This is a genomic window from Nocardia asteroides, from assembly GCF_021183625.1.
GTDB classification, from domain to species: domain Bacteria; phylum Actinomycetota; class Actinomycetes; order Mycobacteriales; family Mycobacteriaceae; genus Nocardia; species Nocardia asteroides_A.
The window spans coordinates 892,403-916,929 of the sequence record NZ_CP089214.1 but is presented as its reverse complement, the minus strand read 5'-3'; the positions used below and the strand labels follow the sequence as shown (position 1 = coordinate 916,929).

The 24,527-nt window shown below is 72.5% G+C and carries 27 protein-coding genes and 1 riboswitch; of the genes, 13 read left to right on the top strand and 14 right to left on the bottom strand.

Going from position 1 to position 24,527, the window contains the following annotated elements:
• Window positions 1-135: 135 nt before the first annotated feature.
• Window positions 136-1,110, bottom strand: coding sequence for an alpha/beta hydrolase fold domain-containing protein (locus tag LTT61_RS04565; protein WP_233018674.1), 975 nt, complete (start codon window positions 1,108-1,110; stop codon window positions 136-138).
• Window positions 1,107-1,829: an SDR family NAD(P)-dependent oxidoreductase gene (locus LTT61_RS04560; protein WP_233018673.1), complete on the bottom strand. Its 723-nt coding sequence runs from the start codon at window positions 1,827-1,829 to the stop codon at window positions 1,107-1,109. The genes LTT61_RS04565 and LTT61_RS04560 overlap by 4 nt, the downstream gene beginning before the upstream one ends.
• A gap of 114 nt (window positions 1,830-1,943) precedes the next feature.
• On the opposite strand from LTT61_RS04560, the gene LTT61_RS04555 reads away from it, so the two are divergent.
• A complete protein-coding gene (locus tag LTT61_RS04555) occupies window positions 1,944-2,579 on the top strand; it encodes a TetR/AcrR family transcriptional regulator (protein ID WP_233018672.1) in 636 nt (211 codons plus the stop codon).
• Here the strand turns inward: LTT61_RS04555 and LTT61_RS04550 are convergent.
• A complete protein-coding gene (locus LTT61_RS04550; RefSeq protein ID WP_233018671.1) occupies window positions 2,576-2,980 on the bottom strand; it encodes a hypothetical protein in 405 nt (134 codons plus the stop codon). The genes LTT61_RS04555 and LTT61_RS04550 overlap by 4 nt on opposite strands.
• Window positions 2,981-3,092: 112 nt before the next feature.
• Here LTT61_RS04550 and LTT61_RS04545 point away from each other — a divergent pair, with 112 nt between their 5' ends.
• Window positions 3,093-3,905: an acyl-CoA thioesterase gene (locus tag LTT61_RS04545; RefSeq protein WP_233018670.1), complete on the top strand. Its 813-nt coding sequence runs from the start codon at window positions 3,093-3,095 to the stop codon at window positions 3,903-3,905.
• 52 nt (window positions 3,906-3,957) lie between these two features.
• Window positions 3,958-5,544: a class I adenylate-forming enzyme family protein gene (locus tag LTT61_RS04540; protein WP_233018669.1), complete on the top strand. Its 1,587-nt coding sequence runs from the start codon at window positions 3,958-3,960 to the stop codon at window positions 5,542-5,544.
• Window positions 5,545-5,548: 4 nt separating this feature from the next.
• On the opposite strand, the gene LTT61_RS04535 is transcribed toward LTT61_RS04540, so the two are convergent.
• Complete coding sequence (locus tag LTT61_RS04535) at window positions 5,549-5,938, bottom strand: VOC family protein (protein ID WP_233018668.1); 390 nt, start codon at window positions 5,936-5,938, stop codon at window positions 5,549-5,551.
• Window positions 5,939-6,163: 225 nt separating this feature from the next.
• On the opposite strand from LTT61_RS04535, the gene LTT61_RS04530 reads away from it, so the two are divergent.
• The 3 genes from LTT61_RS04530 to LTT61_RS04520 are packed head-to-tail and all read left to right on the top strand — an operon-like array spanning window position 6,164 to window position 10,133.
• On the top strand, window positions 6,164-7,609 hold the full coding sequence (locus LTT61_RS04530; RefSeq protein WP_233018667.1) for a Y4yA family PLP-dependent enzyme: 1,446 nt from the start codon (window positions 6,164-6,166) through the stop codon (window positions 7,607-7,609).
• Window positions 7,606-8,925 carry a pyridoxal-phosphate dependent enzyme gene (locus LTT61_RS04525; RefSeq protein WP_233018666.1) on the top strand — a complete coding sequence of 440 codons (1,320 nt, stop codon included), beginning with the start codon at window positions 7,606-7,608 and terminating at the stop codon, window positions 8,923-8,925. The genes LTT61_RS04530 and LTT61_RS04525 overlap by 4 nt, the downstream gene beginning before the upstream one ends.
• Window positions 8,926-8,930: 5 nt before the next feature.
• Window positions 8,931-10,133, top strand: coding sequence for an aminotransferase class V-fold PLP-dependent enzyme (locus tag LTT61_RS04520; protein ID WP_233018665.1), 1,203 nt, complete (start codon window positions 8,931-8,933; stop codon window positions 10,131-10,133).
• Here LTT61_RS04520 and LTT61_RS04515 read toward each other — a convergent pair whose 3' ends face one another.
• The 8 genes from LTT61_RS04515 to LTT61_RS04480 all read right to left on the bottom strand — a co-directional run bounded on the left by LTT61_RS04515 (window position 10,134) and on the right by LTT61_RS04480 (window position 18,553).
• The gene (locus tag LTT61_RS04515) at window positions 10,134-11,003 is read right to left on the bottom strand and encodes a class I SAM-dependent methyltransferase (protein ID WP_233018664.1); all 870 of its coding nucleotides are present in this window, start codon (window positions 11,001-11,003) and stop codon (window positions 10,134-10,136) included.
• Between the two features lie 166 nt (window positions 11,004-11,169).
• Window positions 11,170-11,823 carry a TetR/AcrR family transcriptional regulator gene (locus LTT61_RS04510; RefSeq protein WP_269821847.1) on the bottom strand — a complete coding sequence of 218 codons (654 nt, stop codon included), beginning with the start codon at window positions 11,821-11,823 and terminating at the stop codon, window positions 11,170-11,172.
• A 62-nt stretch (window positions 11,824-11,885) separates the two neighbouring features.
• On the bottom strand, window positions 11,886-12,617 hold the full coding sequence (locus tag LTT61_RS04505) for an ABC transporter ATP-binding protein (RefSeq protein WP_233018663.1): 732 nt from the start codon (window positions 12,615-12,617) through the stop codon (window positions 11,886-11,888).
• Window positions 12,614-13,417 carry an ABC transporter ATP-binding protein gene (locus LTT61_RS04500; protein WP_233018662.1) on the bottom strand — a complete coding sequence of 268 codons (804 nt, stop codon included), beginning with the start codon at window positions 13,415-13,417 and terminating at the stop codon, window positions 12,614-12,616. The genes LTT61_RS04505 and LTT61_RS04500 overlap by 4 nt, the downstream gene beginning before the upstream one ends.
• Window positions 13,410-15,407 (bottom strand): ABC transporter permease, encoded by a 1,998-nt coding sequence (locus LTT61_RS04495; RefSeq protein ID WP_233018661.1) that lies wholly within the window; start codon window positions 15,405-15,407, stop codon window positions 13,410-13,412. The genes LTT61_RS04500 and LTT61_RS04495 overlap by 8 nt, the downstream gene beginning before the upstream one ends.
• Before the next feature lie 89 nt (window positions 15,408-15,496).
• The gene (locus LTT61_RS04490; protein ID WP_233018660.1) at window positions 15,497-16,753 is read right to left on the bottom strand and encodes an ABC transporter substrate-binding protein; all 1,257 of its coding nucleotides are present in this window, start codon (window positions 16,751-16,753) and stop codon (window positions 15,497-15,499) included.
• A gap of 246 nt (window positions 16,754-16,999) precedes the next feature.
• Window positions 17,000-17,833 (bottom strand): class I SAM-dependent methyltransferase, encoded by an 834-nt coding sequence (locus LTT61_RS04485; RefSeq protein ID WP_233018659.1) that lies wholly within the window; start codon window positions 17,831-17,833, stop codon window positions 17,000-17,002.
• A gap of 81 nt (window positions 17,834-17,914) precedes the next feature.
• Window positions 17,915-18,553, bottom strand: a complete 639-nt coding sequence (locus tag LTT61_RS04480) for a maleylpyruvate isomerase family mycothiol-dependent enzyme (RefSeq protein WP_233018658.1) — start codon at window positions 18,551-18,553, stop codon at window positions 17,915-17,917.
• A gap of 145 nt (window positions 18,554-18,698) precedes the next feature.
• On the opposite strand from LTT61_RS04480, the gene rnhA reads away from it, so the two are divergent.
• Window positions 18,699-19,157: a ribonuclease HI gene (rnhA, locus tag LTT61_RS04475; RefSeq protein ID WP_233018657.1), complete on the top strand. Its 459-nt coding sequence runs from the start codon at window positions 18,699-18,701 to the stop codon at window positions 19,155-19,157.
• A 30-nt stretch (window positions 19,158-19,187) separates the two neighbouring features.
• On the opposite strand, the gene LTT61_RS04470 is transcribed toward rnhA, so the two are convergent.
• Both LTT61_RS04470 and LTT61_RS04465 read right to left on the bottom strand, forming a co-directional pair.
• Window positions 19,188-19,601, bottom strand: a complete 414-nt coding sequence (locus LTT61_RS04470) for a maleylpyruvate isomerase N-terminal domain-containing protein (RefSeq protein ID WP_233018656.1) — start codon at window positions 19,599-19,601, stop codon at window positions 19,188-19,190.
• Window positions 19,598-19,816: a hypothetical protein gene (locus tag LTT61_RS04465; protein WP_233018655.1), complete on the bottom strand. Its 219-nt coding sequence runs from the start codon at window positions 19,814-19,816 to the stop codon at window positions 19,598-19,600. Before LTT61_RS04465 ends, LTT61_RS04470 begins: the two co-directional genes overlap by 4 nt.
• Window positions 19,817-19,927: 111 nt before the next feature.
• Here LTT61_RS04465 and LTT61_RS04460 point away from each other — a divergent pair, with 111 nt between their 5' ends.
• The 6 genes from LTT61_RS04460 to LTT61_RS04435 all read left to right on the top strand — a co-directional run bounded on the left by LTT61_RS04460 (window position 19,928) and on the right by LTT61_RS04435 (window position 24,520).
• Window positions 19,928-20,347 carry a hypothetical protein gene (locus LTT61_RS04460; protein WP_233018654.1) on the top strand — a complete coding sequence of 140 codons (420 nt, stop codon included), beginning with the start codon at window positions 19,928-19,930 and terminating at the stop codon, window positions 20,345-20,347.
• Window positions 20,348-20,420: 73 nt separating this feature from the next.
• A riboswitch (TPP riboswitch) is annotated at window positions 20,421-20,516 on the top strand.
• Window positions 20,509-21,213, top strand: coding sequence for a TenA family protein (locus LTT61_RS04455; RefSeq protein WP_233018653.1), 705 nt, complete (start codon window positions 20,509-20,511; stop codon window positions 21,211-21,213). (Overlaps the previous riboswitch by 8 nt.)
• Window positions 21,210-22,229, top strand: a complete 1,020-nt coding sequence (locus tag LTT61_RS04450; RefSeq protein WP_233018652.1) for an ABC transporter substrate-binding protein — start codon at window positions 21,210-21,212, stop codon at window positions 22,227-22,229. The genes LTT61_RS04455 and LTT61_RS04450 overlap by 4 nt, the downstream gene beginning before the upstream one ends.
• Window positions 22,207-23,034, top strand: coding sequence for an ABC transporter permease (locus LTT61_RS04445; protein WP_233018651.1), 828 nt, complete (start codon window positions 22,207-22,209; stop codon window positions 23,032-23,034). The genes LTT61_RS04450 and LTT61_RS04445 overlap by 23 nt, the downstream gene beginning before the upstream one ends.
• Window positions 23,027-23,800, top strand: a complete 774-nt coding sequence (locus LTT61_RS04440) for an ABC transporter ATP-binding protein (RefSeq protein WP_233018650.1) — start codon at window positions 23,027-23,029, stop codon at window positions 23,798-23,800. The genes LTT61_RS04445 and LTT61_RS04440 overlap by 8 nt, the downstream gene beginning before the upstream one ends.
• Before the next feature lie 114 nt (window positions 23,801-23,914).
• Complete coding sequence (locus tag LTT61_RS04435) at window positions 23,915-24,520, top strand: DUF6069 family protein (RefSeq protein ID WP_233018649.1); 606 nt, start codon at window positions 23,915-23,917, stop codon at window positions 24,518-24,520.
• Window positions 24,521-24,527: the final 7 nt, after the last annotated feature.

Below are 24,527 nucleotides of genomic sequence, written 5' to 3'. Positions count from 1 at the left end.
AACCTGGGGAAAAAGAGATCCGGTCGGTGACCGGCCAGCAATTGAACGCGGCCGAACAGCGCGGTTCGATCAGGAACGCTCGAGCCGTTGCGCCGACGTGAGCGGACCGGGATGCCGCCGGCGTGGGAGAGCCAGTCACCCGGCGTGATCGCGGGGTTGGGAAGAGCTGTCCACCCGCGCGACGAACCGCTCGACACTGTCCAGGGCGCGTCGCGCCTCCGGCAGCCGCGGGTAGCCCATCTGGAACACGTGGAACATCCCCGGCCACAGCTCGAGCTCGCAGCGCCCGCCCGCGGCGTTCAGCGCCGCGGCGTAGTGCGCGGAGTCCGAGCCGAGGGCCTCGCTCGCACCGGCCTGCAGCAGCATCGGCGGGAGGTCGGCGCCGACCGTGCCGAGCACGTCGAGGCGCGGATCGTCGAGATCGGCTCCGGCCAGGTAGGTGTGGGTGATGCGGCGCCCGGTCCGCGCCGAGATGAACTGGTCCCACACCTGGCTGCCGTTGGCCTCGGCCAGCTGCCAGGTCGGGTCGACGAGGCTGGAGAAGCCGATCACGGCGGCCGGCTGTCCCAGCCCGAGCGCGCGGAGCTGCCCGCACAGCCCGAGGGCCAGGTGGCCACCGGCCGAGTCGCCTGCCACGACGATGTCGCCGCCCCGGTGCCCGCGCGCGAGCAGCCACAGGTATCCGTGGAGTACGTCGTCGTGGGCGGCCGGGAAGCGGTACCGCGGCGCGCGCCGGTAGCGCACCGCGAAGACCGGTCTGTTCAGCCTGCGCGCCAGTTCGGAGACCAGGCCGCGGTGCGTCGCCGGGCTGCAGCTGATGTAGCCGCTGCCGTGGATGTAGTAGATCGTGCGGCTGCCGGGCTCCGCTTCCCCGCCGACCCACTCACCGACGATCCTGCCACCGGGCCACGCGGTGTCGACCACGGTGTGCGGGAGCATGCGGGCGAACCACATCCGGCATGCGACGACCTGCGTGCCGCGGTAGCCGAGCACGCCGATCAGGGAGCTCAGCGGGAGCAGCCACAGCGTCGGCCGGACGAAGATCCGCGAGGCCCAGATCGTCAGCCCGGCCGCGACGGAACGACGTGCGGGGCGGCCGGTGCCGGTCATGGTGATCCTGTCGGTCGGAAAAATGGTCGACGGGGCACGTCGATCGGGGGAGTGCCGGGGGGCTCGCGCAGTGCCCGCGCGAGCAGCTCGGGACCGGCGGGGGAGCCGGTCCGGAAGCGCGCGGTCACGATGTCCACTACGGCGGCGGCGACGTCACCGGCGTCGACGGTGCCCCCGAGCGGGGAGCCGCCGCCGGGCATGAGCGCCGACACCTCGACGCCGCTGCCGCGTAGCTGCTCGCGCACGCCGCGCAGGTAACCGAGGAGGCCGTGTCCGGTCGTGGCGCAGAGGGATTCGCCCGCGCGGGTGGCGGCCGCGACGGCGACGATGTGGCCGCTGCCCCTGGCGCGCATGCCCGGCGCTACGAGCCGCACCCCGACGATCACCCCGGGCAGGTTCACCGCGATCGTCCGCGCGCCGTCCGGCCGGTTCCCGGATGCCGCGAGCCCGGCGTCGGTGACCAGCACGTCGAGTGGGCCCCACAGCTCCCCGACCGCGCCGAGGAACCGCCGGAACGACCCGCTGTCGGTCACCGCGAGGGCGAAGCCGCGCACCTGTCCCGGCAGCGCTCGCGCGGCCGCCGCGGCGGCGGGGGCGTCGCCGTCACCGATCGCCACCCGCGCACCGGCCGCGGCGAGCCGGCCCGCGATCTCCCGCCCGATGCCACCGGCGCCGCCGGTGACCGCGACGATCCGCCCGGCCAGCGCTGTCTCCGTCATGGCGTGCTGCTTCCCCCCCGGCTCCATTCGAGAGCGGCGATCAACTTGGACAATCACGATTGTCAGAATTTGCCCGGCTAGTATTGCACTTCATCGGCAGGGAGGAAAGGCCCCATGACCCGCTCGGGACCGACCACCCCGAAGCCGTCCCGCCGCAGGTACTCCGGCGTCGCGCCGGAGGAGCGCGTGCGCAGGCGCCGCGCGGCCATCCTCGACTCCGCCCTCGAACAGTTCGGCAGCACCGGCTACGCCGCCGCGTCGATCAAGCAGATCTGCCGCGGGGCAGGCATCACCGAGCGCTACTTCTACGAGTCGTTCGCCGGCCGGGAGGCGTGCCTCGCCGCGCTCTACGACACCCTGGCCGAGGGGATGCGCGCGGCGACGGTCGCCGCGCTGGAACAGGCGAGCCCCGATCTCGACGCCCGCTCGGCGGCCGGGCTGGCCGCCTTCATCCGGTACCTGACCGGGGATCCGCGCCGCGCGAAGGTGGTGCTCATCGAGGTGGTCGGGGTCTCCCCGGAGATGGAGCGGCGGCGGCACCTGGTGCTCCGCGATTTCGTCGACACCGTCCTCGCCACCTGGGGCGGCGACGGTGCGCGCGGGCGGCGGCTGACCGCGACGGCGCTGGTCGGCGGGGTCAACCACCTGCTGGTCGACTGGTTGCTGGACGGGTGCCGGGACGACCCCGCCGACCTCGTCGAGGTCTGTGTCGAGCTGTTCGTCGCCGCCCGCCGGGCGGGCGAGCCCTAGCGTGCCGAGGAGTTGATCGGGCCCGTGCGCGGAGCCGGCGCCACCCCCGCGCCGAGCGCGAGGACCGCCGCCACATCCACCGCCGCGACCCGCGTCAGCGCGGCGTTCACCGGCCCGCCCGCCACGGCCGGCAGCGGAAAGCAGGCCGGCGCGACCGCGCCGGCGGGCACCGCCGCCGGACGCCACCGCGGCCGCACCGCCGCCACGATCAGCCCCGCCCCCAGCACCCCGAACAACACCGCGCGATGCCGCAGCAGCAGCGCGAGATCATCGTCCAGCGGCTGCAAACCATAAGCCGCGCCGATCCATTCGGCCGACCCGGCGCCCACCGCGGGCGCGGCGGTCACCACCCCGGCCGCGACGAACAACACCGCGGCCAACCGTTCCCTCGTCCTTCGCATGGCCCCATCGTCGGCGACGGCACCGGCCGCCCGCTTCCACGAACGTGCTGTCCACCGTCGGCAATCGGACGGCTACGGTGAGCGAACGCCAACCGCACCCCGAGGAGTCCCCGTGGAACCGCGCCACCCGTTCGACGCCGCCACCGCACTCGACCCGGTGGCCGAGGGCGAGTTCCGCGGCCACACCGCGCCCGAGTACAGCAACATGGTCGGCCCGTTCGGCGGCATCACCGCGGCGACGCTGCTGCGCGCGGTGCTCGACGATCCGCGCCGCCTGGGCGAGCCGGTCTCCCTCACCGTCAACTTCGCCGGCCCGATCGCCGACGGCCCGTTCACCGTGCGCACCCACCCGGCGCGGACCAACCGCAGCACCCAGCACTGGACCCTCGAGCTCGTCCAGGACGACGCCGTCACCACCACCGCGACGGCGGTGACCGCGCTCCGCCGCCCCACCTGGACCGACTCCGAGATCGCGCCCCCGCAGGTTCCGCCGTTCGCGGAGGCGGCGCCGTTCCTGCCGCCCGAGTTCCCGGTCTGGATGGGCAAATACGAGCAGCACTTCGTCGAGGGCGCGGGTCTGCTCGCCGCCGAGGCGGGGCCGCGGCCGGACTCGGTCACCACCGTCTGGGTGCGCGACACCCCGCCCCGCCCGCTGGACCGCCCGGCTCTGACCGCGCTCTGCGACGTGTTCATTCCGCGCGCGATGGTCCGCACCGGCCGGCTCGTGCCCGCGGGGACCGTCTCGCTGACCGTGTACTTCCACGCCGATGCCGGGGTGCTCGCTGCCGTAGCCGATCGCCCGGTGCTCGGCACCGCCCGCGCCCAGCACTTCGGCGCCGGGTTCTTCGACCAGAGCGCGACGGTCTGGAGCCCGGACGGGGTCGTGCTGGCCACCAGCCACCAGCTCGTCTACTTCAAGGACTGACCCGGCCCGGGCGCCGCGTGCCAGACTGGCCGTGTCGAACGGAGAACCTGATATGTCGCTTTCGGAAACCGACCTCTCGATCGGTCGGCTGCTCGCCCGCGCCGCCGCGGAGCACGGCGAGCACACCTACCTCGCCTCACCCACCGCCCGGCTGACCTACGCCGAGGCCGAGCGCCGCTCCGCGCTCGCCGCGCGGCGGCTGCTGCGCGACGGCGTCGGCAAGGGCACCAGGGTCGGGCTGCTGTTCCCGAACGACGTCGACTGGATCGTCTGGTGGCTGGCCGTCTCCCGGATCGGCGCCCTCGCGGTCCCGCTGAGCACGCTCTACCCGCCGGCCGAGCTCGGCAAGGTGATCCGGCTCGCCGACATCGGCGTCCTCGTCGCCCCGCCGGACATCCTCGGCACCCCCACCGCCGAACGCCTCGAGGCCGCCCTGCCCGGGCTCGCCTCGGCCACCACCACCCTGCTGTCCCTGCCCACCGCACCGTACCTGCGCCGCATCGCGCTGCCCGGCGCCGCCACCGAGTCCTCGGCTGCCGCTATCGCGCTGCCCGGCGGCGCCCCTAGGCTCTGGGCGGACACCACGGCTCTCGACGAGAACGCGGCGCTGCCCCCGGAGCTCCTCGCCGCCGTCGAGAACGAGGTCACCGCCGCCGATCTCGCCATCATGATCCACACCTCCGGCTCCACCGCCGACCCGAAGGGCGTCCTGCACACGCACGGCACCCTGGTCCGCCAGACGGCGGGCTGGCCCGCGGCGATCAGCGCGCTCTGCGGCGGCTCGGCCGCGCCCCGCGTCTTCTCCTCGATGCCGTTCTTCTGGATCGGCGGCGTCCTCGCCGCGACCGGCGCGCTGCACGAGCGGGTCACCCTGCTGGTCATGCCGCGCCCGGAGCCCGGCGCCGCGCTCGACCTCATCGAGCGCGAGCGCGGCGAGGGCATCGTCGGCTGGCCCGCCTTCACCCGGCGCCTCCGCGAGCACCCGACCTTCGCCGAGCGCGACCTGAGCGCCGCGCCCCTGCTGCTCGACGGCCCGCTCGACGTCGCCCTGTACAACGTGCCCGACGAGTTCCCGGTGCACCGCAGCCTCTCCGAGACCGCGGGCAGCTTCCTGCACACCGACATCCGCATCGTGGACGACGAGGGGTGCCCCGTTCCCGACGGGACCACCGGCGAACTGCACATCCGCGGGATCGGCGTCATGTCCGGCTACAACAGGCGCGAGCGGCACGACGTCTTCGACCCGGACGGCTGGTACCACACCGGCGACCGCGTCTACCGGCTCGCCGGCGACCCGCGGCTGTTCTACGTCGGCCGCACCAGCGAACTCATCAAGGTGGCCGGGGCCAATGTCTCGCCGCGCGAGGTCGAGGCCGTTGTCGAGGGGTTCGACGGCGTCCAGCAGTGCCTCGTGCTCGGCGTGGAGGACCCCGACCGGGGCGAGCAGGTCTGCGCGGTCGTCGTCCCCGACACCGTCGATGTCGACGCCGTCGCCGCGCACACCCGGCGCGAACTCTCCGCCTACAAGGTCCCGACCCGCTGGATCCGCACCACCGGCGAGCGGGTCCCCACCCTCCCCAGCGGCAAACTCGACCGCCGCGGGCTGCGCGCGCTGATCGCGGACGGCACGCTCGGCTGAGTGCTCACCGGTGGGCGCGGATATCCACGGCCCGCCCGTCCGGGTCGTAGGCGGTCATCGTCCACTGCGTCGGCAGCGTCTCGATCGTCCCCACCGGCTGCCCGGCCTCCAGGATGCGGGCACGCACCGCGCACAACTGCTCGTAGGACCCCACCCGTAAACCCCACCCCGCGTTCCCGAGCGGATCGAGGCCGCCCGGCTCGGCGGCGGCGGTCTCGACGATCATCAGATGATCGGCCGCGCCGACGTCGAGGACGGCGATGCGCGGAGCGGAGGCCGTCGCCGCCCGCGCGAAAGCCTCGCGCGCGCCGAGTAGCCCGGTGTAGAAGCCGACGAGGCGGTCGAGTTCGGTGGTGGCGAGCGTCAGATGGTTGATGCCGAGCAGCGAGATCATGAGGTGCCGAGCATAGCCCCGCTCGCGCCGCGGCTGCCCGGGTCGGCGTCACCGCGAACGGCCGTAGCCTGGAACCTGTTGCCGGAGGACGCATCTGACCCGGCTCTGAGCTGGATGTTTGCCTCTTGCACTTGCGGAGAGGGTGCCGATCGAGACATCGTTGTTACGAACGACAATCATTTGCACCTGAACCGCGGTGTGACGGTGGAGCTCGAAGGGGGTGCCGTGGACGCGGATCTGGTCCTGAGACCACGGGTGGACGGTTTGCTGACCGAGGTGCTCGCCGACCCGGGGCGGCTCGGCGAGCTGGTCCAGGCGCTCGGCTCGCCGCTGAACCTGGTCCTCCCGCAGCGGCTGGCCGAGAACGCCGCGGCGTTCGGCGCGGTCTACGAGCGACATCGGCTGAGCGGCACGATCTACTTCGCGCACAAGGCGAACCGGTCGAGCGCGCTGGTCCGGGAGCTCGCGGCGACCGGCTGCGGCATCGACGTCGCCTCGCTGGGGGAGCTGCGGCACGCGCTCGCGGCCGGGTTCACCGGCGACCGGATCATGGCGACCGGCCCCAAGGACACCGAGTTCCTGTGGCTCGCGGCCCGGGTCGGCGCGGTGGTGAGCGCGGACTCCGCGCCGGAGCTGTCCGCGCTGGCCGGGATCGTCGCCCGATTCGGCCTCGACCCGGTGCAGGTGATGATCCGGTTCGGCGGTTTCGATTCTCCCGGCGTGCCGATCCTGAGCAGGCCGAGCCGCTTCGGGGTGCACGCCGGCGAGCTGCCCGTCGTGCTCGACCTCCTCGAGAACCACCGGAGGGAGCTGCGGCTGCTCGGCACCGCCTTCCACCTCGACACCACCGGCATCGAGGAGAAGGCGCTCGCGCTGGAGGGCTGCCTGGTGGCGATGAGCGCCGCCCTCGCCCGCGGCTTCGCCCCGACCGCCATCGATATCGGCGGCGGCTTCGGCGTGAACTACCTGGCCGCGCGCCAGGACTGGGATCGCTACACCACCGAGCTCGGCCGCGCGGTTCTCGGTCAGCGCCCGCCCCTGACCTGGCAGAACCACGGTTACGGGCTGCGGGCTGAGGGCGGAACGCTGCGCGGCGCACTCGGCCTCTACCCGGCGCACCGCCGGCCGGCGGGCGCCGACTACCTGGCGGAGCTGCTCGCCCACGAATCCGCCGCGCTGGGCAGGCCGCTGGCGACGCTGCTGCTGGAGAACCTCTACGACCTGCACATCGAACCCGGGCGCGCGCTCACCGACCAGTGCGGCCTGACCCTCGCCCGCGTCGCCGAGGTCCGCACCCTGCACTCCGGCGACGTGCTGGTCCGGCTCGCCGCCAACTCGCGCGACATCAGCATCGAAGACCATGCCGTGCTGATGGATCCGCTGCTGCTGCCGGTGTGCCGCGAGCCGGGCGCACCGGCCGCGGTGTACCTCGGCGGCAACCTCTGCCTGGAGGACGACTTCCTGACCCGCCGCGCGGTGCTGCTGCCGCAGCTGCCCGCGCCGGGCGATCTGCTCGCCTTCGTGAACACGGCGGGCTACTTCATGGATTTCGCCGCGGGCCCCGCGCTGATGCAGGCCGAGGCCCGCACGGTGGCGGTCTACCCCGCGGCGGGTGGCTGGGGCTGGTGTCTCGACGAGCAGTACTGGCCGGGGAAAGGTGACCGATCGTGAGGTTCGAGAGCATTCTCGATGTCGTCGGCGATACGCCGCTGGTGCGGATCGCGCCGGAGGTGCACGGGCTGACCGCCATCGACCTCTACGCCAAGCTGGAGATGCTCAACCCGTTCGGCTCGGTGAAGGACCGGCCCGCCTGGAACATGGTCCGCGACGAGCTGCCCGGCGCGGTCGAGCGCGGCGACGCGGTGGTCGAGCTCTCCAGCGGCAATACCGCCAAGGCGCTGGCGGTGATCGCGGCCATGCACGGGCTCCCGTTCAGGAGCGTGACCAATCGGATGCGGGTGCCCGAGGTCAAGGAGTTGCTGCTGCTGCTCGGCGCGCAGATCGAGGAGCTGCCCGGCCGCACCGAGTGCCTCGACCCCACCGACACCGAGGACCCGCTGACCCGCATGTACCGCTCGCTCGCCGCGGACGGCACCGGCTACCTGCACACCGACCAGTACTTCAACCCGCGCAACCGGGACGCGCACCGCGTCGGCACCGCGCCGGAGATCATCGAGGATCTGGACGGCAACGGCCCCGACGTCTTCATCGCCTGCGTCGGCACCGCGGGCTCGTCGACCGGGGTGGCCGGGGTGCTGTGGGAGCGCAACCCGGCGGTCTCCGTGCTCGGGTTGGTCGCGGCCAAGAGCGATTTCATCCCGGGCATCCGCACTATCGACGAGGTCAACGAGGTCGGGCTCTTCGACCCCGCGAACTACGACAGCATCGACGCGGTCACCGCCGAGGAGGCGATCGAGGGCATGCTCGTGCTGAACCGCCGCTGCGGCATCCTCGGCGGCCCCACCTCCGGCGCCGCCTACGCAGGCGCGCTGCGGCACCTGACCGCGCTGGACGCCACGCTCACCGAGCGCCGCACCGCCGTCTTCATCGTGTGCGACCGGGTCGAGAGCTACCTGAGCTACATCCGCAAACGCCGCCCCGACCTGTTCAACCAGCCGGAGCGCGCCGACTCGGTCGGCTCCGTCACCGCCGCCGAGCTCGCCGCCGTGCCCCAGCCCGACGTCGCCGCCGCCCGGGAGTGGATCGCCGCGGAGCACCCGCTCGTGGTCGACCTGCGCGGCTCCTTCGCCTACACCGCGCGGCACATCCCGGACTCGATCAATATCGTCGACGAGCTCTTCGGCGAGCTCACCCGCGGCGGGTTGCCGTTCGGCGCGACCCGGCCGGTGCTCCTGGTCTGCCCCATCGGCGAGCAATCCGCGCGCTACGCCGCCCTGCTCGCCCGGATGGGGCACCGCGACGCGCGCAGCCTGCGCGGCGGCGTCGTCGCCTGGCGGGACGCGGGCGCACCGCTGGTCAGGGACTGATCGCCGTGCCCGACCCGACCCTGACCCGGCTGGCGGAGTGGCAGCGCGGCCTGCGCGCGCAGTTCCCGATCATCGCCGGAAACCCCGATCTCGCCTACCTGGACAACGCCGCGACCACCCAGAAGCCCACCGCGGTGCTCGACGCCGTCACCGAGTACCTGACCACCGGCAATGCCAATGCCGCGCGCGGCGCCTACCCGTGGGGGACAGCGACCACCGCCCGGATCGAGGCCGCCCGGGACCGGGTCCGGACGGCGCTGGGCGACAACGGAACCGAGTCGACCGTCGAGTTCGTCGACGGCACCAGCGGCGGGCTGCGCGCGGTGGCGGGCGACTGGCTCGCCGGGCAGCTGCGCGACGGCGACGAGCTCATCGTCCCCTTCGGCGACCACGAGGCGAACCTGCGGCCCTGGCTCGACCTGCGGGACCGGCTGGAGCGCGGCGGAATCCGGATCCGGGTGCTGGCGCTGCCGGTCGACCCGGCCTCCGGCGACTACGACCACCGCGCGCTGCCCGCGCTCGTCGGCCCGCGCACCCGGTTCGTCGCGGCCACCCACGTGCACCACGTGTTCGGCGCGGACATGAACCTGCACCGGGTGCGGGCCGCGGTCGGGCCCGACGTGCCGATCTGCGTCGACGCCGCGCAGGCTGTCGGGCACCGGCCGGTGTCGGTGGCCGAGCTCGACGCCGATTTCCTGGTGTTCTCCGGGCACAAGATGCTCGCGCTGCCCGGGGTCGGCGCGGTCTGGGCGCGCAACCGGCTCGGCCCGCGGTTCGAGCTCGGCGGCTGGCGCGGCACCCCGAACACCGCCGGGATCGTGAGCCTCGCGGCGGCGCTGGACTGGCTCGACGCCGCCGGGCTGCCCGAACTCCTCGCCTGGACGACGGCGCTCACCGCCCGGCTCACCGACGGGCTGCGCCGGTTCCCCGACGTCGAGGTGCTCGGCTGCCAGGACAGCCTCGCCGCGGGCTCGCCCGTGCAGCGCCGGGAGGGCATCGTGACCTTCCGGCACGCTCGGGTCCGCTCCGACGACCTCGGTTTCGTGCTCGCCGACGAGGGGATCATGGTCCGCGCCGACAGCCACTGCCAGGCCGGGCGGGACTCCCGCGACCACGCGGTGCGGGTGAGCGTGCACGTCTACAACACCCCGGACGAGATCGACCGGGTGCTCGCCGTGGTCCGGCGCTGCGCGGAGATGCCGAGCTGATCAGCGCTCCGGCTTGCGGCCGCGAAACCCGGTGCGCGCGGTGAGCAGGGTGAGGTCGGCGCGGTGGCCGAGCCAGGCCGGTGCGGCTGGGTCGAGCAGCTCGGCCCAGGCGGCGGCGTCGTCGGCGGTGAGGAACGGCCCGGCCCGGCGCACCCGGGCCGCCAGCTCGGCCAGCACCACTGCGCGGACCTCGGCGCTCAGCGGGGCCGGGATGTCGACCAACGCGGTGAACGCGGTGACTTCGGAAAGCCCGGCGCCGGTGAGGATCTCGGCCCAGCCGCGCGCGGGCCGCCGCGCGCCCGGCCTGCCGAAGAACCACTGGGTGAAGTGCCGGTCGTGCGCCTCGTCCAGCCGGACCTCCAACCCGGGGCGCCCGATGCCGATATCCCAGGGCAGGCAGCGGGTCGGCAGCCCGCCCTCGGCCAGGCACAGCACCCCGCCCGGGCGCAGCACGCCGAGCAGCGCGCGAGCGGCGGCGTCCCAGTCGCGGGCGTGGTGCACGCACCACGACGACCAGACCGCGTCGGCGGGCTCGGGGAGCGGCGGCGCCCCGTCCTCGATGTCGTGGCAGATCGGGCGGATCCGGTCGGCCAAGCCGGCCTGTTTCGCGGCCGCCCGCGTCGCCTCGAGCATGGAGTGGTCGAGATCGACCGCGTAGACGCGCCCGCGCGCGCCCACCGCCTGCGCCAGCGCGACCGTCGCCGAGCCCGCACCGGGGCCGACATCGACAACGACATCGCCGTCGCGCACCCCGAGCGGCTCCAGCAGCTGCCTGGTCGCGTCGAGGTAGACCGCCTCGGCTGCCGCCGGATCGTCGGTCGAGGTGCCGGTGCCCGGCTTGCCGGTCCGCTGCTGCTGGCTGGTCGTCACGGCCGGAATGTTACTGAATATGATTTTCAGTGTGTCGGCGGCTCGCGGGTCACCGTTCGGCCGTTCGGCCGCGTCGCGTTCGGCGCCCTCCGGGGATCGCCTCGCGGTGACGGCCGGTGGCCATGGGGTGCGGCTGCGGCTGACCGATACCCGACACGCGCGCGCATCAGCGCGCGCGGGGCCGGTCGGCGTCCAGGGCGCGCAGCTGAGCGGGCTCGACCGCGCGCAACACCGCCAGCGAGGCGGTGACGGCGAGCTCGCAGGCCACAGCGATGTCCGAGCCGTCGACGATGACCGCGCGGTAGGCGACGTCGAGGCTGATGCCGAGCAGCAGGGCGGCGAGGGTCTCGGCGCCCCCGTCGATGGGGGTGCCGCGCTCGGCGTAGTTGGCGCGCAACCGTTCCGCGATCCGCGGTTCGAGCGTGGCGGAGAGCCGCCGCACCGGGTGGGTGTCGGCGTAGCGATTGTCGAGCAGGACGCGGAACCCACTGGGGTGGCGGCGCGCGTAGTCGAAGAGCGATTCGATCGAGTACGCGGCGCGCGGGCCGTACTGCATCGTCTCGCCGTGGTCGTAGATCTCGAACATCCAGGTGGTGAGCTTCTCGAGTTCGCGTTCGAGCACGGCGTCGACGAGGGCGTCCCTGGAGCCGAAGTGGGCGTAGAGGGTCACCCGCGAGGTGTCGGCGCGCTGGGCAATGGTGTCCATGGTGGCGCGGTCGACCCCGACCTCGGCCATCACCGCGCAGGCGGCGTCGAGCAGCTGGGTGTCGGTGGGGCGGTTGCGGGTGCTGCGCCGTGCCCGCTGACCGGTCTCGGTCACGCTCCCCTCCCTCGTCGGCTGTCGTACCGGGCGGGCCGCGCCACCCGGTGCGACAGTCGATGTCAGCTCCCGATCGGGCCACCCGCGGTGTCGAGGGTACCGAAGTACGCCGCCTCGACCCTGTCGCGGCGCCCGCGCAGTTCGGCGGCCGGGCCGGTGAGCGCGGCCCGGCCGTGGTGCAGCACCAGCGCCGAATCGGCGATCGAGAGCGCCAGCTCGATGTGCTGCTCCACCAGGACGACGGCCATGTGCTGGTCGTCGGCGATCTCGCGCAGCCGCGGCAGCAGCTCCTCGACCGCGATGGGGGCGAGCCCGAGGCTGAGTTCATCGATCAGTAGCACCTTCGGCGCGCAGAGCAGCGCCTTGGCCAGGGCCAGCATCTGCTGTTCCCCGCCGGAGAGGGTGCCGCAGCCGCGCGAGCGCAGCGTGCGCAGCTTGGGGAAGTAGTCCAGCACGTCGTCGATGGCCGGGCTGTTCCTACGCCGCGCCAGCCGCAGATTGTCCTCGACGGAGAGCCGGTGGAACACGCCGCGGCTGTCCGGGACGAGGATCACGCCGCGGCGGGCATTGCGCTCGACCCGCCGATCCAGCGGTGCGCCCAGCGCCGTGATGGTTCCCGAGATCAGTGGCAGCGCGCCGACGGCGGCCAGCAGCGTGGTGGTCTTGCCCGCGCCGTTCGGGCCGAGCAGTGCGAGGATCTCGCCGGGCCGCGCCCGCAGGTCCAGGTCGCGGACCGCGGGCACGCCGCCGTAGCCGACGGTGATCGCCGCAAGATCCAGTGCGGGGCTGGTCATTCGCTCGCTCCTGCCGGTCGGGCGGTGGTCGCAGGGGGGTCGTCGCTGTGGCTCGTGGTGCCCAGGTAGGCGGCGATCACCTTCGGGTCCTCCCGGATCACGGCGGGTTCGCCCCCGGCGATGACGACGCCGAAGTCGAGCACGTACAGCCGCGCGCAGATGTCTAGCACGAGTTGCATGTCGTGGTCGATCAGCAGGACGCCGATTCCGGAGGCGGCCACCCGGCGCAGGTGCTGCCCGAACTCGACGCTCTCGTGGGTGTCGAGGCCCGCCGCGGGTTCGTCGAGCAGCACCACCCGGGAGCCGCCGACGAGGGCACGGGCGACGCCGACCAGTTTCTGCTGGCCGAGGGTCAGCTCGCCGGGGCGGCGGTCGCCGACACCGGGCACCCCGACCAGCTCCAGTGCTGCCCCGATGGTGTCGCGCGGCGGCGCGGAGCGGCCGAGGATATCGGTGAACAGCGACCGCACGCCGGTCCGCTGCAGGGCGACGGCGAGGTTCTGCTCCACGGTGAGGTCGCCGAACAGTTCGCCCGCCTGCCAGGTGCGGGCCAGTCCGGCGCGGCGGCGGCGGTGCGGGCCGAGCCGGTCCAGCCGGGTGCCCTCGAGGGTGACCGCGCCGGTGGCCTCGGTGAACCCGGTGACCGCGTCGACGAAGGTGGTCTTGCCCGCGCCGTTGGGCCCGATGAGGCCGACGATCTCGCCGGAGCCGACGGTGATGTCGATGCCGGAGTTGGCGACGACGCCGCCGTAGCGCACCGAGAGCTGCCCGGTGCGCAACAGGGTCGTGGTGTCAGGCATGGGCCGCTGCCTTCTCGTTCGCGTCGGCGACCGGCGCGGGTGCGGATCGGCGGGCTGTCGCCGTTCGCAGGTGCTGTCGCGCCTCGGCGATCGCACCGGCCACGCCGACCGGGTTGAGCACCGCCATCAGCAGCAGCACGCCCGCGGCGATGAGTTCGTAGTACTCGCCCAGCTCGAGGGTCTGGTTGAGGAAGACGTAGCCGACCCCGAGCGGCCCCGCCGTGCCCGCGATGAACGCGCCGGAGACCGAGGTGATGCCGCCGACGTAGGTCATCGCCAGCACGGTCAGCCCGATCATGACGGTGAACGAGGCCGCCGAGAGCTGGCCGCGGCTGTACCCGATGAGGCAGCCGCCGATTCCGGCGAGGAAGGCCGAGACGGCGAAGCCGAGGAGTTTCGTCGACGCCACGTCGATGCCGACCGAGGCGGCCGCGCGCTCGTTGGAGCGCACGGCGAGCAGGGCGCGCCCGGTGGCGCCGCCCATGATCCGCATGACCAGCAGCGTGCAGATCGTCACCACGACCAGGACCATCAGCGCGAACCGCAGGGTCACCAGGTCGGTGCCCGCGCGGACACCGAGGTCGATGCCGAAGAGCTGCGGGTCGGCGATGAGGTTGCCCTGCGCCGGGGTGAGCGACGGATTGTTGAACACGAAGCTCTGGATTGCCAGGGCCGCGGCCAGCGTCACCACCGCCAGCTGCGCGCCGCGGATGCGGAGGGCCGGTACGCCGACCAGGACACCGAGCGCGGTGGCGACCAGGGCCGCCGCGATCATGCCGAGCGGGAAGGGCAGGCTCCAGCTGTCGGCCAGCTTGGACAGCGCGAATCCGGCCGCCCCCGCGAAAGCCATACTGGCAAGCGAGATCTGACCGAGGTAGCCGGTGAGCAGCACCAGCGACAGCGCGATCAGCGACAGGATGATCGAGGTGACCACGCCGAAACGCCAGGTCCCCGTGGTGCAGACGATCGCGGCGACCGCGAGCGCCACGACCAGCACCGTCGGCACCACCCGGATGCGCGGGATCTGCACGGCGGGCATCCGCACCGCGCCGAGCGAACCGCGGGCCGGGATGCGGCCACCGAGCAGGAACAGCGCGACGATCACGACGACGAACGGCACCGCGTCCCCGAGCCCGGCCTGTGCCCAGTTCGGGAAGACGTCCTTGGAATCGGCCCACAGGATGACCGCCTGGAAGGAGCCGAGCAGCAGCCCGGCCGCGCAGGCGACGCCGAACGAGGCCAGCCGGCCGACCAGCGCCGCGGCCAGCGCGGGGATCACGTAGAAGGTGTAGCTCGTCTCGTTCAGGCCGATCGTGTAGGCGGCCAGCACGCCGATCAGGCCGCAGGCGGCGCCGGTCAGCACCCAGACGATGGCGGCGAGCCGATCGGGGGAGTAGCCGGTGAGGCGGGCAGCGAGTTCGTCCTCGGAGCCCGCGCGGGTCGCGATACCGGCGGTCGTGCGGCTGAAGTAAGCGTAGAGCAGGGCCGCGACGGCGATCGCGACACCGGCGAGGATCAGGTCGGAGACATTCACCGTCGCCCCGGCGACTTTCACCGTGTCGTCGGGCAGGATCGGCTGGGCGAACAGGTTCTCGGTGTCGAACCGCAGCCCGACCAGGGCCTGGATGAACAGCATCAGCCCGACCGAGGCCACCACCTGGGCCAGCACCGGCGCCTGCCGCAGCGGCCGGAACACGGCCAGGTGCGCGAGCAGCGCCCAGACGGCGGCCGAGCCGACGCCCAGGACGACGGCCGGCAGCATGGCCGGCGGGGCGTCCTCGCTGCCGAGCGAGATGCTGCCGACGGGCAGCACGAAGGTTCCGTCGGTGCGCAGCGCGGCCACGACGTAGACCGCCCACAGCGCGAAGGCGCCCTGCGCGAAATTGATGATCCCCGTCGCGGCATGCACCGCGACCAGCGACGATGCCAGGACCGCGTACACCGCGCCGGTCGACAGGCCGAGAAAGACGAACTGCAGGAACTGGGCCATGTGATGCCGATCTTCTCTGAGCTTGACCGAGTCGTGCAGGGCGGGCCGCTCGTTGCCGAACGGCCCGCCCCCACAGTCACCCGAAGTCGCTACGCGGCGCCCGGGATCAACGCCATGACCTGGGGGTTCGGTGTGATGTAGCCGCCGCCCACCGGGGCCTGCTTCTTGTCGGCGGTCACCTCGAACAGCAGCATCTCGCTGGTGCAGGTCGGGGTGCTCGGCTTGGTGCAGTTCAGCTTCGGGCCGAGGAAGCTCTGGTAGTCGGTGAGGCCGCGGAGCGCGGCCAGGACGGCCGGGCCGGTGAACTCGGCCGGCGCCTTGGCGGTGAGCGCCTGCGCGAAGTCGACCAGGGTGGCGAAGGTGCCGTAGGCGTAGAAGCCCGCGGTGCCACCGGCGTTGTCGATGAACTTCTCCGCGGTCCGCAGGTTGGTCTTCGCGGGTTCGGGGGCGGAGTCGATGGCGGGCGGCAGCCAGACCGGCGAGTACGACTGCGAACCGACGGCCTGTGCGCCGAGCAGGTCGACGTACTCCGTGCACGCCGCGAGGAAGACGGTTCCGCTGTAGTTCACCGACTTCAGCGCCTGCGCGAGCTTGTTGCAGGTGTTGTCGTTCGGGGCGGTCATCAGCCCGCCCGCGGCGGGGCTGCCGTCGGCGATGGTGGAGGCCAGCGCGGTGAAGTTCGGCGACGCGGGCGGGTAGTAGGCGCTCTTGACGTCCATGGCGAGCTGCTTGGCCAGCGGCGCGAGCAGCTGGTCGAACACCTGATGTGCCTGCGGCAGATCGGCGTTCACCAGGGTCAGCGAGTTCTTGCCCGCCTGCTTCAGCGACTGCAGGAAGCCGACCAGGAAGCCTGCCGGGTGCGGCCCGAAGTACAGGCGGTTCTCGGTGGAGGCGGCGGTCGCGGTGTTGAACGGGATCTGACCGATCAGCGGGATGCCGGCCGAGGTGAGAATCGGCGTGGCGGCCAGGGATTCGGCGTTGTAGCCGTCGATCGTGGCGACCACACCGGCCTGCACGAACTGGTTCGCGCAGGAGATCGTCGACTCCGGCGAGGTGTTGTCGACACCGCAGTCGATCACCTCGATCGGCCGGCCGTTGATGCCGCCGATCTGCTTGTTGATGTACTCGACCGCGGCGTTCTTGCCGGTCGTCACGCCCGGCTGGGTGGCCGGGCCCTTCGACGGATTGAACAGGCCGATCTTGATCGGCGCCCCACTCGCCTCGTTACCCGGCGCGATGGAGGTGCCCCCCGCGTCGGAACTGCTGTCGTCGCTACACGAGACGACGGAGAACACACACGCCACAGCCAGTGCCGCGGCGGCGATTCGACCGGTCTTGCTACCCATTTAGCGCGCCCTTCCAAGCCGGTCGGGCACGGCGAAAGAATGCCGGGCCATCCCGTCGAGCCACCGATTCGACGCCGCATCGCGCGTTCGGCGAGTCCGGCGACCCGATCTTGATTGTGATCTGGGCCACCTGAAGCTAGCCCGGCCTTACACGAGTGTCAAGCTTCATTTCCTCGGTCGGATACCCGGCCGAACAGGGGCTGAACGGCTGCGATCGGTGCGATCACGGCATCCGGGCGCGTGCCGTCACGCGGCCTGTCGGGCGACGACGGCGAAGTTGAGGGGGATGCGCGGCGCGCCGGGCGGCAGGGCCCAGCCCTGCGCGCAGGCGACGAGTTCGGGGAACGGGCGCCAGTCCATGTACGGCAGTTCGGCGACCGCGTCGATGCGCAGCCCGGCCGCGAGCAGTGCGCCGATCACCTCGGCGAGGCTGTGCCGCCACTCGTGTTTCCTGGCGTGCGCGATCGTGCCCTCCGAGTCCTCGGTGTAGGTGCCCGAGTCCGCGTAGGTCCGCGTGCCGCCGCCGGGGAGGTAGTCCCCGCTGATCCGCCACGGCTGGAAGTCCAGTGCGCCGAGGATCGGATGGTCGTCGCGGATCAGGAACACCCCGCCCGGGTTCAGCAGGGCGCGAACGGATTCCGCCCAGCTGGTCAGCTCGGGCAGCCAGACGATGGTCCCGGTGCTCGTGACGACGGTGTCGAAGCGCCGCTGAATTCGGTCGGAGGCGAAGCGGGCATCGCCCCGCACCCAGGTGATCGCCCGGCCGTCTGCGGCGGCGATGCGGGCGGCGTGGCGCAGCGAGTTGGGCGAGAAGTCGAGGCCGTGCACGTCGACGGCGCCCGCGCGGGACCAGGAGATCGTGTCGATTCCGATGTGGCACTGCAGGTGTAGCAGGGAGCGGCCGCGAATGCCGGAGGGCGGCAGGTGCTCTCGGAGGACCGACAGGTCGTTGCGGACGACCGACGAGATGCGGGCCGGGTCGGCGAGGAACCCCGCCACGTCGTAGAGCTCGGATCGGGCGTGGACGTCGGCTCGGTCGTCCCAGTTCGCCCGGTTGTCGGCGATGGCGTCGTCGTGCACGGTAATCCCCCTTCGTGCATCACCTTTGGAAGGTGATCACCTCGCCAGTGTTGCAGCGAGGAGGGCTTTCCGGCACGCCGATTACCGGCGTTCGCGCAGTTCCGCCACCCCGGGGCCGGTGAGTTCCGCGCGGTAGGCGGTGCGGCCCGCCATCACCATGACGAGGGCGAGCGTGGGCCCGGTCAGGAGTGCGCCTTCCCCCGCGGTGAACGGCCCATCGGTGGCCTCGAGCCGCAGCCCCGCCACCGCGTCCTTGCTGTTCACCGCGAAATTGCGGGACGCGAAGAAGCGTGCCACCTCGGTGCAGGCCTCCAGCCCGGGCCGGGCGGGCAGGCCGAGTGGTTGCCGGATGTCCTGGGCGTGCACCACGATCTCGCCGAGCCAGGCCGGGGTGTGGCCGCTGGCCGCCGTGGTGCTGTCCGTTACCGCGCGGAATCGTGCCAGGGTGGCGGCGGGGTCGGCGCCCCGGTGTCGGGCGAGGAGCCGGGCGTTGTGCACGGCGGGGTCGAAGCGGGCGCCCGCCATGCTGCGGATCCAGCGCATCCGCCCGGTGCTCGCGGCGGCGGTGAGGTGCGCGACCACCTCCTCGACCGTCCACTCCGAGCACAGCGAGCGCGCCGCCCACTGCTCCGCGCTCAGCTCGGCCAGGTCGTCGGCGAGCGCGCGGCGCTCGGCGTGGATCATGGCCCAGAGGACCGCTCTGTTCGCGGGGGCGGGCATGGCTGTACTCCTGTCGTCGATATCTCAGAAGGGAGACGGTGCCCGTCGGTGAAACTCATCGGTTCACCGGGGCGCTCGAACCAGTGCTCGGCCGACTGCCGCGTGAGCAGGCCGGGCTCATCAGGTGAGCCAGTAGTCTCACCGCGTGGAAGTCGAGATCTATACCGACGGCGCCTGCGCCCCGAACCCGGGCCCCGGCGGCTGGGGCGCGGTCCTGCGCTACGGCGCGCACGAGCGCGAGCTCTATGGCAGCGATCCCGGCCCCACCACGAACAACCGGATGGAGCTCATGGCCCCGATCCGCGCCCTGGAGGCGCTGACCAGGCGCTCGACCGTCCGCGTCTACACCGACAGCACGTACGTCCGCAACGGCATCCTGTCCTGGATCCCGAAGTGGAAGGCGAACGGCTGGCTCACCCAGAAGCGGGAGCCGGTCAAGAACGCCGACCTGTGGCAGCGGCTCTCCGACGCGTGCTCGGGTCACGAGGTGGCCTGGGAGTGGGTGAAGGGCCACGCCGGGCACCCGGAGAACGAGCGCGCCGACAAGCTCGCCGTGCGCGGCGCCCGCGAGGCAGGCGGCGCCGCCCGTCAGCCCGGCGGGTAGCGCTACCGACGTCCTCGAGCCGGTCGACCATCAAGACTCCGGGGGTGATCCGTACCAGCGCCAGTCGGTGCGGCGCGCGCGGTCGGGGAGTTCGGCGCGGCCGGTGGCCCAGAGCAGGGTCGGCCAGGGGTCGGCGACGGTGACGTCCGGGAACAGGCGGTGCAGTGCCCGCGCGCACAGCTCGGCGGGCGGCGTCCACGGCAGGTCGAGGCCCCGAGCCAGGTCGTGGGTGTGCACGAGGGTCTCCACGAGGCCCATCGCGGCGAAGCCCTCGGCATCCGAGACGCCGTAGACGTGGTGGGCGCGCACGTCCGGTGGCGTCACCCGGACCATGGCCGCGAGCAGCGCACCGCAAGCCGCCAGCACCCGCAGCAGCCCCTCCGGCCCGGCGGCGCGGTCGGCGTGGATCATGTTCACCGGCCCGCCCGGCCGCCTGCTCGTCATGTGGAGGGGACCTCGGCGGTGCGCGACGGCTCCTCGGGGCCGAGCTGGGCGGCGTAGCAGACGAGGTCGTCGGCGAGGTGCTCGACCGTCTCCCAGCAGGTCCACTCCAGCGTTCCCGCCCTCCGGTCCCAGCCGCCGGGCGCGGCGCGCAGGGTGGCGATCGCCAGTCGCACGGCGCGGGTGAGGTCGTCGGGGGTGACCGGGGAGCGGGTCATGGCGGCACCGTAACCGATCCGCACTGATCCGGGAGGGCACGTCGGCGGCCATCTCGAGGGACAATACGGGCGTGAGTGACATGATCAGCCCTCAGCTCGATCTCTAGCGGCATGTCGGACGACGAAGCGCCGGGCAGCGGCGGCAGACGCAGCATGCGCGACCAGCTGCGCCGCAAGCTCGACGGCATCAAACCGGCCCGCGACGACGACGGCTCCTCGAACGTCGTCCGGCTTCCGCGCCGCCCGAGGCGCGTGCCCGACGAACCCGGCGGCCAGCACCCCAAGCCGTGGCGCCCGGAGAACAGCCGCGCGGGCGACCCGCCGCCCACCCGCCCGGTCACCCGCTCGGAGCTTCAGGCCGAGACCGGCGCCTGGCCGCCCGCGCCGCCCGCCCCGGAGCCGGGCGAAGGCGAGCGGGACGCGCAGATCGTCGAGTTCGGCGCCCGCCAGCGCAGGCGCCCGAACGCGCCGCGCATCGCCCGGCCGCGCCGGATCGAGAAGCGGGACGGTGACCTGCCGCCGGCGGAGTGAGCCGGTCGCCGACGAAACCGCTGGTGGCGAAGGGGCCTCCCACCGGGGGATCTTTCGCTGCTAAGGTCGGAAACCGTACGACACGGGGTGCTCCGCGCGAGCGGGGCTGAGATGAGACCCGAGAACCTGTTCAGGTAATGCTGACGAAGGGATGTCCTGATTTGCGCGCGCAACCATCCGAGACCGCACGTTTCACCGACCACCTGTGGGATCGGACGAAAGGACTGCGCGGCGCCATCGATGAGCTCGAATTCCTGCGCCGCCTCGGCGACGGCACGCTGCCGCTCGAGGTCTTCCGCACCTACGTGGAGCAGGATTCGCTGTATCTGGCCGGCTACTCGAAGACGCTGTCCCTGCTCGCGGCGAAATCGCCGGACCCGGAGACCGCGCGGTTCTGGGCGCAGTCCGCCGGGTCCGCGGTAGCGGTCGAGACCGCGCTGCACCAGGATCTGCTCACCGGTGGGCGCATCCCGGAGCGGACCGGCGAGCCGGAGCACTCGACGGCCTGCCTGGCCTACGTCTCCTTTCTGATCGCGACCGCCACCACCGAGTCCTACGCGGTCGGCGCGGCGGCGGCGCTGCCGTGCTTCTGGATCTACGCCGAGGTGGGCCGCGACCTGGCCGCGACGGCGTCCGAGGTGCTCGCGGCCGACCCCGAGCACCCCTACGCGCAGTGGGTCTCCACCTACGGCGCGGCGGAGTTCCAGGAGTCCGCCGCCACGGCCAGGTCACTGGTCGACGCGGCCGCCGCGACCGCGGGCGCGAAAGACCTGTCGGCGATGGAGACGGCCTTCGTCATCGCCACCCGCTACGAACTGATGTTCTGGGACACCGCCCTGCACCCGCAGCCCTGGCCCGCCGGATGAGCGGCCGCCTGCGCCGCGCCCTCGCCTGCGCCGTCGCCGCGGTGGCCGCGCTCTCGGCGCTCACCGCCTGCGCGAGCGCCGACCAGGGGCAGACCATCCGCTTCGCCCTCGACTGGACGCCGAACACCAACCACACCGGGCTGTACGTCGCGCTGCAGCGCGGCTACTTCGCCGACGCCGGGCTCGACGTCGAGGTGCTGCCGTACAACAACACCGCCGTCGGCACCGTCGTCGACGCCGGAAACGCCGAGTTCGGGATCAGCACCCAGGGGCAGTCGACCTTCGCGCGGGCATCCGGCGCGCACACCGTCTCGGTCCTCGCGCCGCTGCGGCACTGGGCGACGGGGATCGGGGTGCGGGCCGATCGCGCCGACATCACCACCCCGCGTGACCTCGACGGCAAGACCTACGCCGGTTTCGGCGAACCCGGCGAGGTGGAGGTCCTGCAGCAGGTGATCCGCAACGACGGCGGCACCGGCGACTTCACCGCGGTCACCCTCGGCACCTCGGCCTACGAGGCGGTCTACTCCGGACAGGCCGACTTCACCGTCTCCTACCTGGCCTGGGAGGGGATCGAGGCCGAACACCACGGCACCCCGATGAAGTACCTCCGGTACACCGATTTCGGCTTCCCCGACTCCTACGCCATCCTGATCGACGGCAACCAGGACTGGCTGACGGCGAACCCGGAGCGCGCGGCGAAGTTCGTGCAGGCCCTGCAGCGCGGGTACCAGGCCGCCGCCGACGACCCGGACGCCGCCGCCCGCGACCTCATCGCCGCCAACCCCGGTGCCTTCAACGACGAGAGCCTGGTCTTCGAGAGCCAGCGGATGCTCGCGAGCCGGTTCATGAAGGGCGCCGACGGCCGGGTCGGCGCGCAGGCACTCGACCAGTGGGCCGCGAACTCCGGTTTCCTGTACCGGAAGGGGCTGCTGGCGGGCCCCGACGGCGCGCCGCTGACCGCGGAGCCGGACTGGTCGCGGTACTTCACCAATGACTACCTCACCCCCGCTTGACATCTCGGGCGCCGCGAAGCCGTCGGACAGCCCGCGCGGGGTGGTAGTCCGGCGGTTGCTGCCCGCGGTCGTCACGGTCGCGGTGCTGGTGGCGCTCTGGCAGGGCTACGTCGAGGTCAGCGGGATCCGCCCGCAGTTGCTCCCGTCCCCGCTGCGGGTCGGGCAGCAGGGCTGGGCGCATCGCGGCGAGATAGCGACCCACGCGGCGGCCACGCTCCAGGTGACCCTGGTCGGTTTCGCGGTCTCGCTGACCCTGGCCTGGGCACTGGCCGTGCTGGTGGATTTCTCGCCGTGGCTGCGCCGGGCGTTCGTCCCGCTGTTCGTCGCCTCGCAGACCCTGCCGATCATCGCGATCGCGCCGCTGATGGTGATCTGGTTCGGTTTCGGGCTGCTGCCGAAGGTGCTCGTGGTCGCGCTGGTCACCTTCTTCCCGATGGCGATCGGGTTGATCGAGGGCTTCGCGGCGGCCGATCGGGACGCGGGTGCGCTGCTGCGCAGCATGGGGGCCGCCCGCGGTCAGGTGTTCCGCTATGTCCGGCTGCCGTCGGCGCTGCCCCGGTTCTTCACGGCGCTGCGGATCGGGGTCACCTACGCGGTCGTCGGCGCGGTCTTCGCGGAGTACGTCGGCGCGAAGGAGGGGCTCGGCATCTACATGAGCCTGCAGAAGAACTCCTTCCGCACCGACCTGGTGCTGGCCGCGGTGCTGGTCACCGCCGTGCTCAGCATCACGCTCTACCTGCTGACCTTCGCGATCGAACGGGTCGTCGCCCCGTGGGCGCGCGGCGGACAGGAGCGACATGGCTGACTTGCGCGGCGCGCTCGTCGTCGACGCGCTCACCAAGTCCTTCCCGCTACCCGGCGGCCGGCCGCCCCGGAACGTGCTGGCCGGGGTGTCGTTCACCGCGCGGCACGGCGAGTTCGTCTCCGTCATCGGCCCGAGCGGCTGCGGCAAGAGCACCGTCTTCGCCATGCTCGCCGGGCTGGACACCCCGGACTCCGGCAGTGTGCACTTCGGCAGCCACGACGGCGAACCCGCCGGTTCGCACTGCGCCTACATGCCGCAGAAGGACCTGCTCTTCCCGTGGCGCACCGTGCTCGACAACACCACCCTCGGGCTGCTGGTCCGCGGCGTGCCGCGGACGGAGGCCAGGCGCCGGGCCCGCGAGCTGTTCCCCGTCTTCGGGCTCTCCGGCTTCGAGGACGCCCGCCCCGCCCAGCTCTCCGGCGGAATGCGGCAGCGGGCGGCGCTGCTGCGCACGGTGGTCCAGGAACGCGACCTGCTGCTGCTGGACGAACCCTTCGGCGCCCTCGATTCGCTGACCCGCACCGAGATGCAGTCCTGGCTGCAGGGGGTCTGGCAGCGATACCGGTGGACGGTGCTGATGATCACCCACGACATCCGCGAGGCGGTCTACCTCTCGGACCGCGTCGTCGTGCTCTCGCCGCGCCCGGCCACCGTGCGCCGCGAGGTCCGCGTCGACCTCCCGCGCCCGCGGGACCTGTCGATGCTGGCGGCGCCCGAGTTCGTCGCTCTCGAACAGGAACTGCTCGACGTACTGCACGGTGGCTGAGCCGATGTCATTCCCGCCCCGAGCACCGGGCGCGGGCGGACCGGATATGCCACCCCGGTGGACATGCCCTCGATTCGGGTGGGTCGTTCCGCCGGGAGCGGGTACTTTCTGCCTATGACGGATCCGTCGTACAACTACGGTCGCCAGGACCCGCAGGGCCGCGAGTACCCGCGCACCCAGGCATACCCCCAGCAGCAGCAGGGGTATGCCGGGCAGCCCGGGTACGAGTACCAGGCGGACGACTACCGCGAAGCCGAGCGGCCCCGGCAGCAACAGCAGCGGCGCGAGCCGAAGATCAACCTCGGGAGACTGTGGGCGGGTGCCGTCGGCACGGCCGCGGTGGTCGCGCTGGTGATCGTGGTGCTGATCATGCTGATCCGCGGCATCCTGAAGATCGCCGTGCTCTCGCCGGAGGGCGCGGGCGCCTACGGGACGGTGTCGACCACCTCCTACGCCGTGGCAGGCGCCGCCGCCGCGATCGCCGCCGCCGGTCTGCTGAACCTGCTGCTCGCGCTCATGCCGAGCCCGATGCAGTTCTTCTACTGGATCACCGGGCTGCTCACCGCACTCGCGACGCTGGTGCCGTTCACCCTGGTCGCCGGGGTGGACGCGAAGATCGCGACGGCCGCGATCAACCTGATCGCCGGGCTCTGCATCATCTCGCTGCTCGGCGGTGTCGGCGCGAGCGCGATCATCCGGCGGCCCCAGCAGCAGTACTGAGGCCGCC

What these genes read in the sequence shown, in the direction of transcription:
- LTT61_RS04565 (WP_233018674.1), bottom strand. Translation starts at nt 1,110, where the DNA reads ATGACCGGCACCGGCCGCCCCGCACGTCGTTCCGTCGCGGCCGGGCTG.
- LTT61_RS04560 (WP_233018673.1), bottom strand. Translation starts at nt 1,829, where the DNA reads ATGACGGAGACAGCGCTGGCCGGGCGGATCGTCGCGGTCACCGGCGGC.
- LTT61_RS04555 (WP_233018672.1), top strand. Translation starts at nt 1,944, where the DNA reads ATGACCCGCTCGGGACCGACCACCCCGAAGCCGTCCCGCCGCAGGTAC.
- LTT61_RS04550 (WP_233018671.1), bottom strand. Translation starts at nt 2,980, where the DNA reads ATGCGAAGGACGAGGGAACGGTTGGCCGCGGTGTTGTTCGTCGCGGCC.
- LTT61_RS04540 (WP_233018669.1), top strand. Translation starts at nt 3,958, where the DNA reads ATGTCGCTTTCGGAAACCGACCTCTCGATCGGTCGGCTGCTCGCCCGC.
- LTT61_RS04535 (WP_233018668.1), bottom strand. Translation starts at nt 5,938, where the DNA reads ATGATCTCGCTGCTCGGCATCAACCATCTGACGCTCGCCACCACCGAA.
- LTT61_RS04505 (WP_233018663.1), bottom strand. Translation starts at nt 12,617, where the DNA reads ATGACCAGCCCCGCACTGGATCTTGCGGCGATCACCGTCGGCTACGGC.
- LTT61_RS04500 (WP_233018662.1), bottom strand. Translation starts at nt 13,417, where the DNA reads ATGCCTGACACCACGACCCTGTTGCGCACCGGGCAGCTCTCGGTGCGC.
- LTT61_RS04495 (WP_233018661.1), bottom strand. Translation starts at nt 15,407, where the DNA reads ATGGCCCAGTTCCTGCAGTTCGTCTTTCTCGGCCTGTCGACCGGCGCG.
- LTT61_RS04490 (WP_233018660.1), bottom strand. Translation starts at nt 16,753, where the DNA reads ATGGGTAGCAAGACCGGTCGAATCGCCGCCGCGGCACTGGCTGTGGCG.
- LTT61_RS04480 (WP_233018658.1), bottom strand. Translation starts at nt 18,553, where the DNA reads ATGCCCGCCCCCGCGAACAGAGCGGTCCTCTGGGCCATGATCCACGCC.
- LTT61_RS04470 (WP_233018656.1), bottom strand. Translation starts at nt 19,601, where the DNA reads ATGACGAGCAGGCGGCCGGGCGGGCCGGTGAACATGATCCACGCCGAC.
- LTT61_RS04465 (WP_233018655.1), bottom strand. Translation starts at nt 19,816, where the DNA reads ATGACCCGCTCCCCGGTCACCCCCGACGACCTCACCCGCGCCGTGCGA.
- LTT61_RS04460 (WP_233018654.1), top strand. Translation starts at nt 19,928, where the DNA reads ATGTCGGACGACGAAGCGCCGGGCAGCGGCGGCAGACGCAGCATGCGC.
- LTT61_RS04450 (WP_233018652.1), top strand. Translation starts at nt 21,210, where the DNA reads ATGAGCGGCCGCCTGCGCCGCGCCCTCGCCTGCGCCGTCGCCGCGGTG.
- LTT61_RS04445 (WP_233018651.1), top strand. Translation starts at nt 22,207, where the DNA reads ATGACTACCTCACCCCCGCTTGACATCTCGGGCGCCGCGAAGCCGTCG.
- LTT61_RS04440 (WP_233018650.1), top strand. Translation starts at nt 23,027, where the DNA reads ATGGCTGACTTGCGCGGCGCGCTCGTCGTCGACGCGCTCACCAAGTCC.
- LTT61_RS04435 (WP_233018649.1), top strand. Translation starts at nt 23,915, where the DNA reads ATGACGGATCCGTCGTACAACTACGGTCGCCAGGACCCGCAGGGCCGC.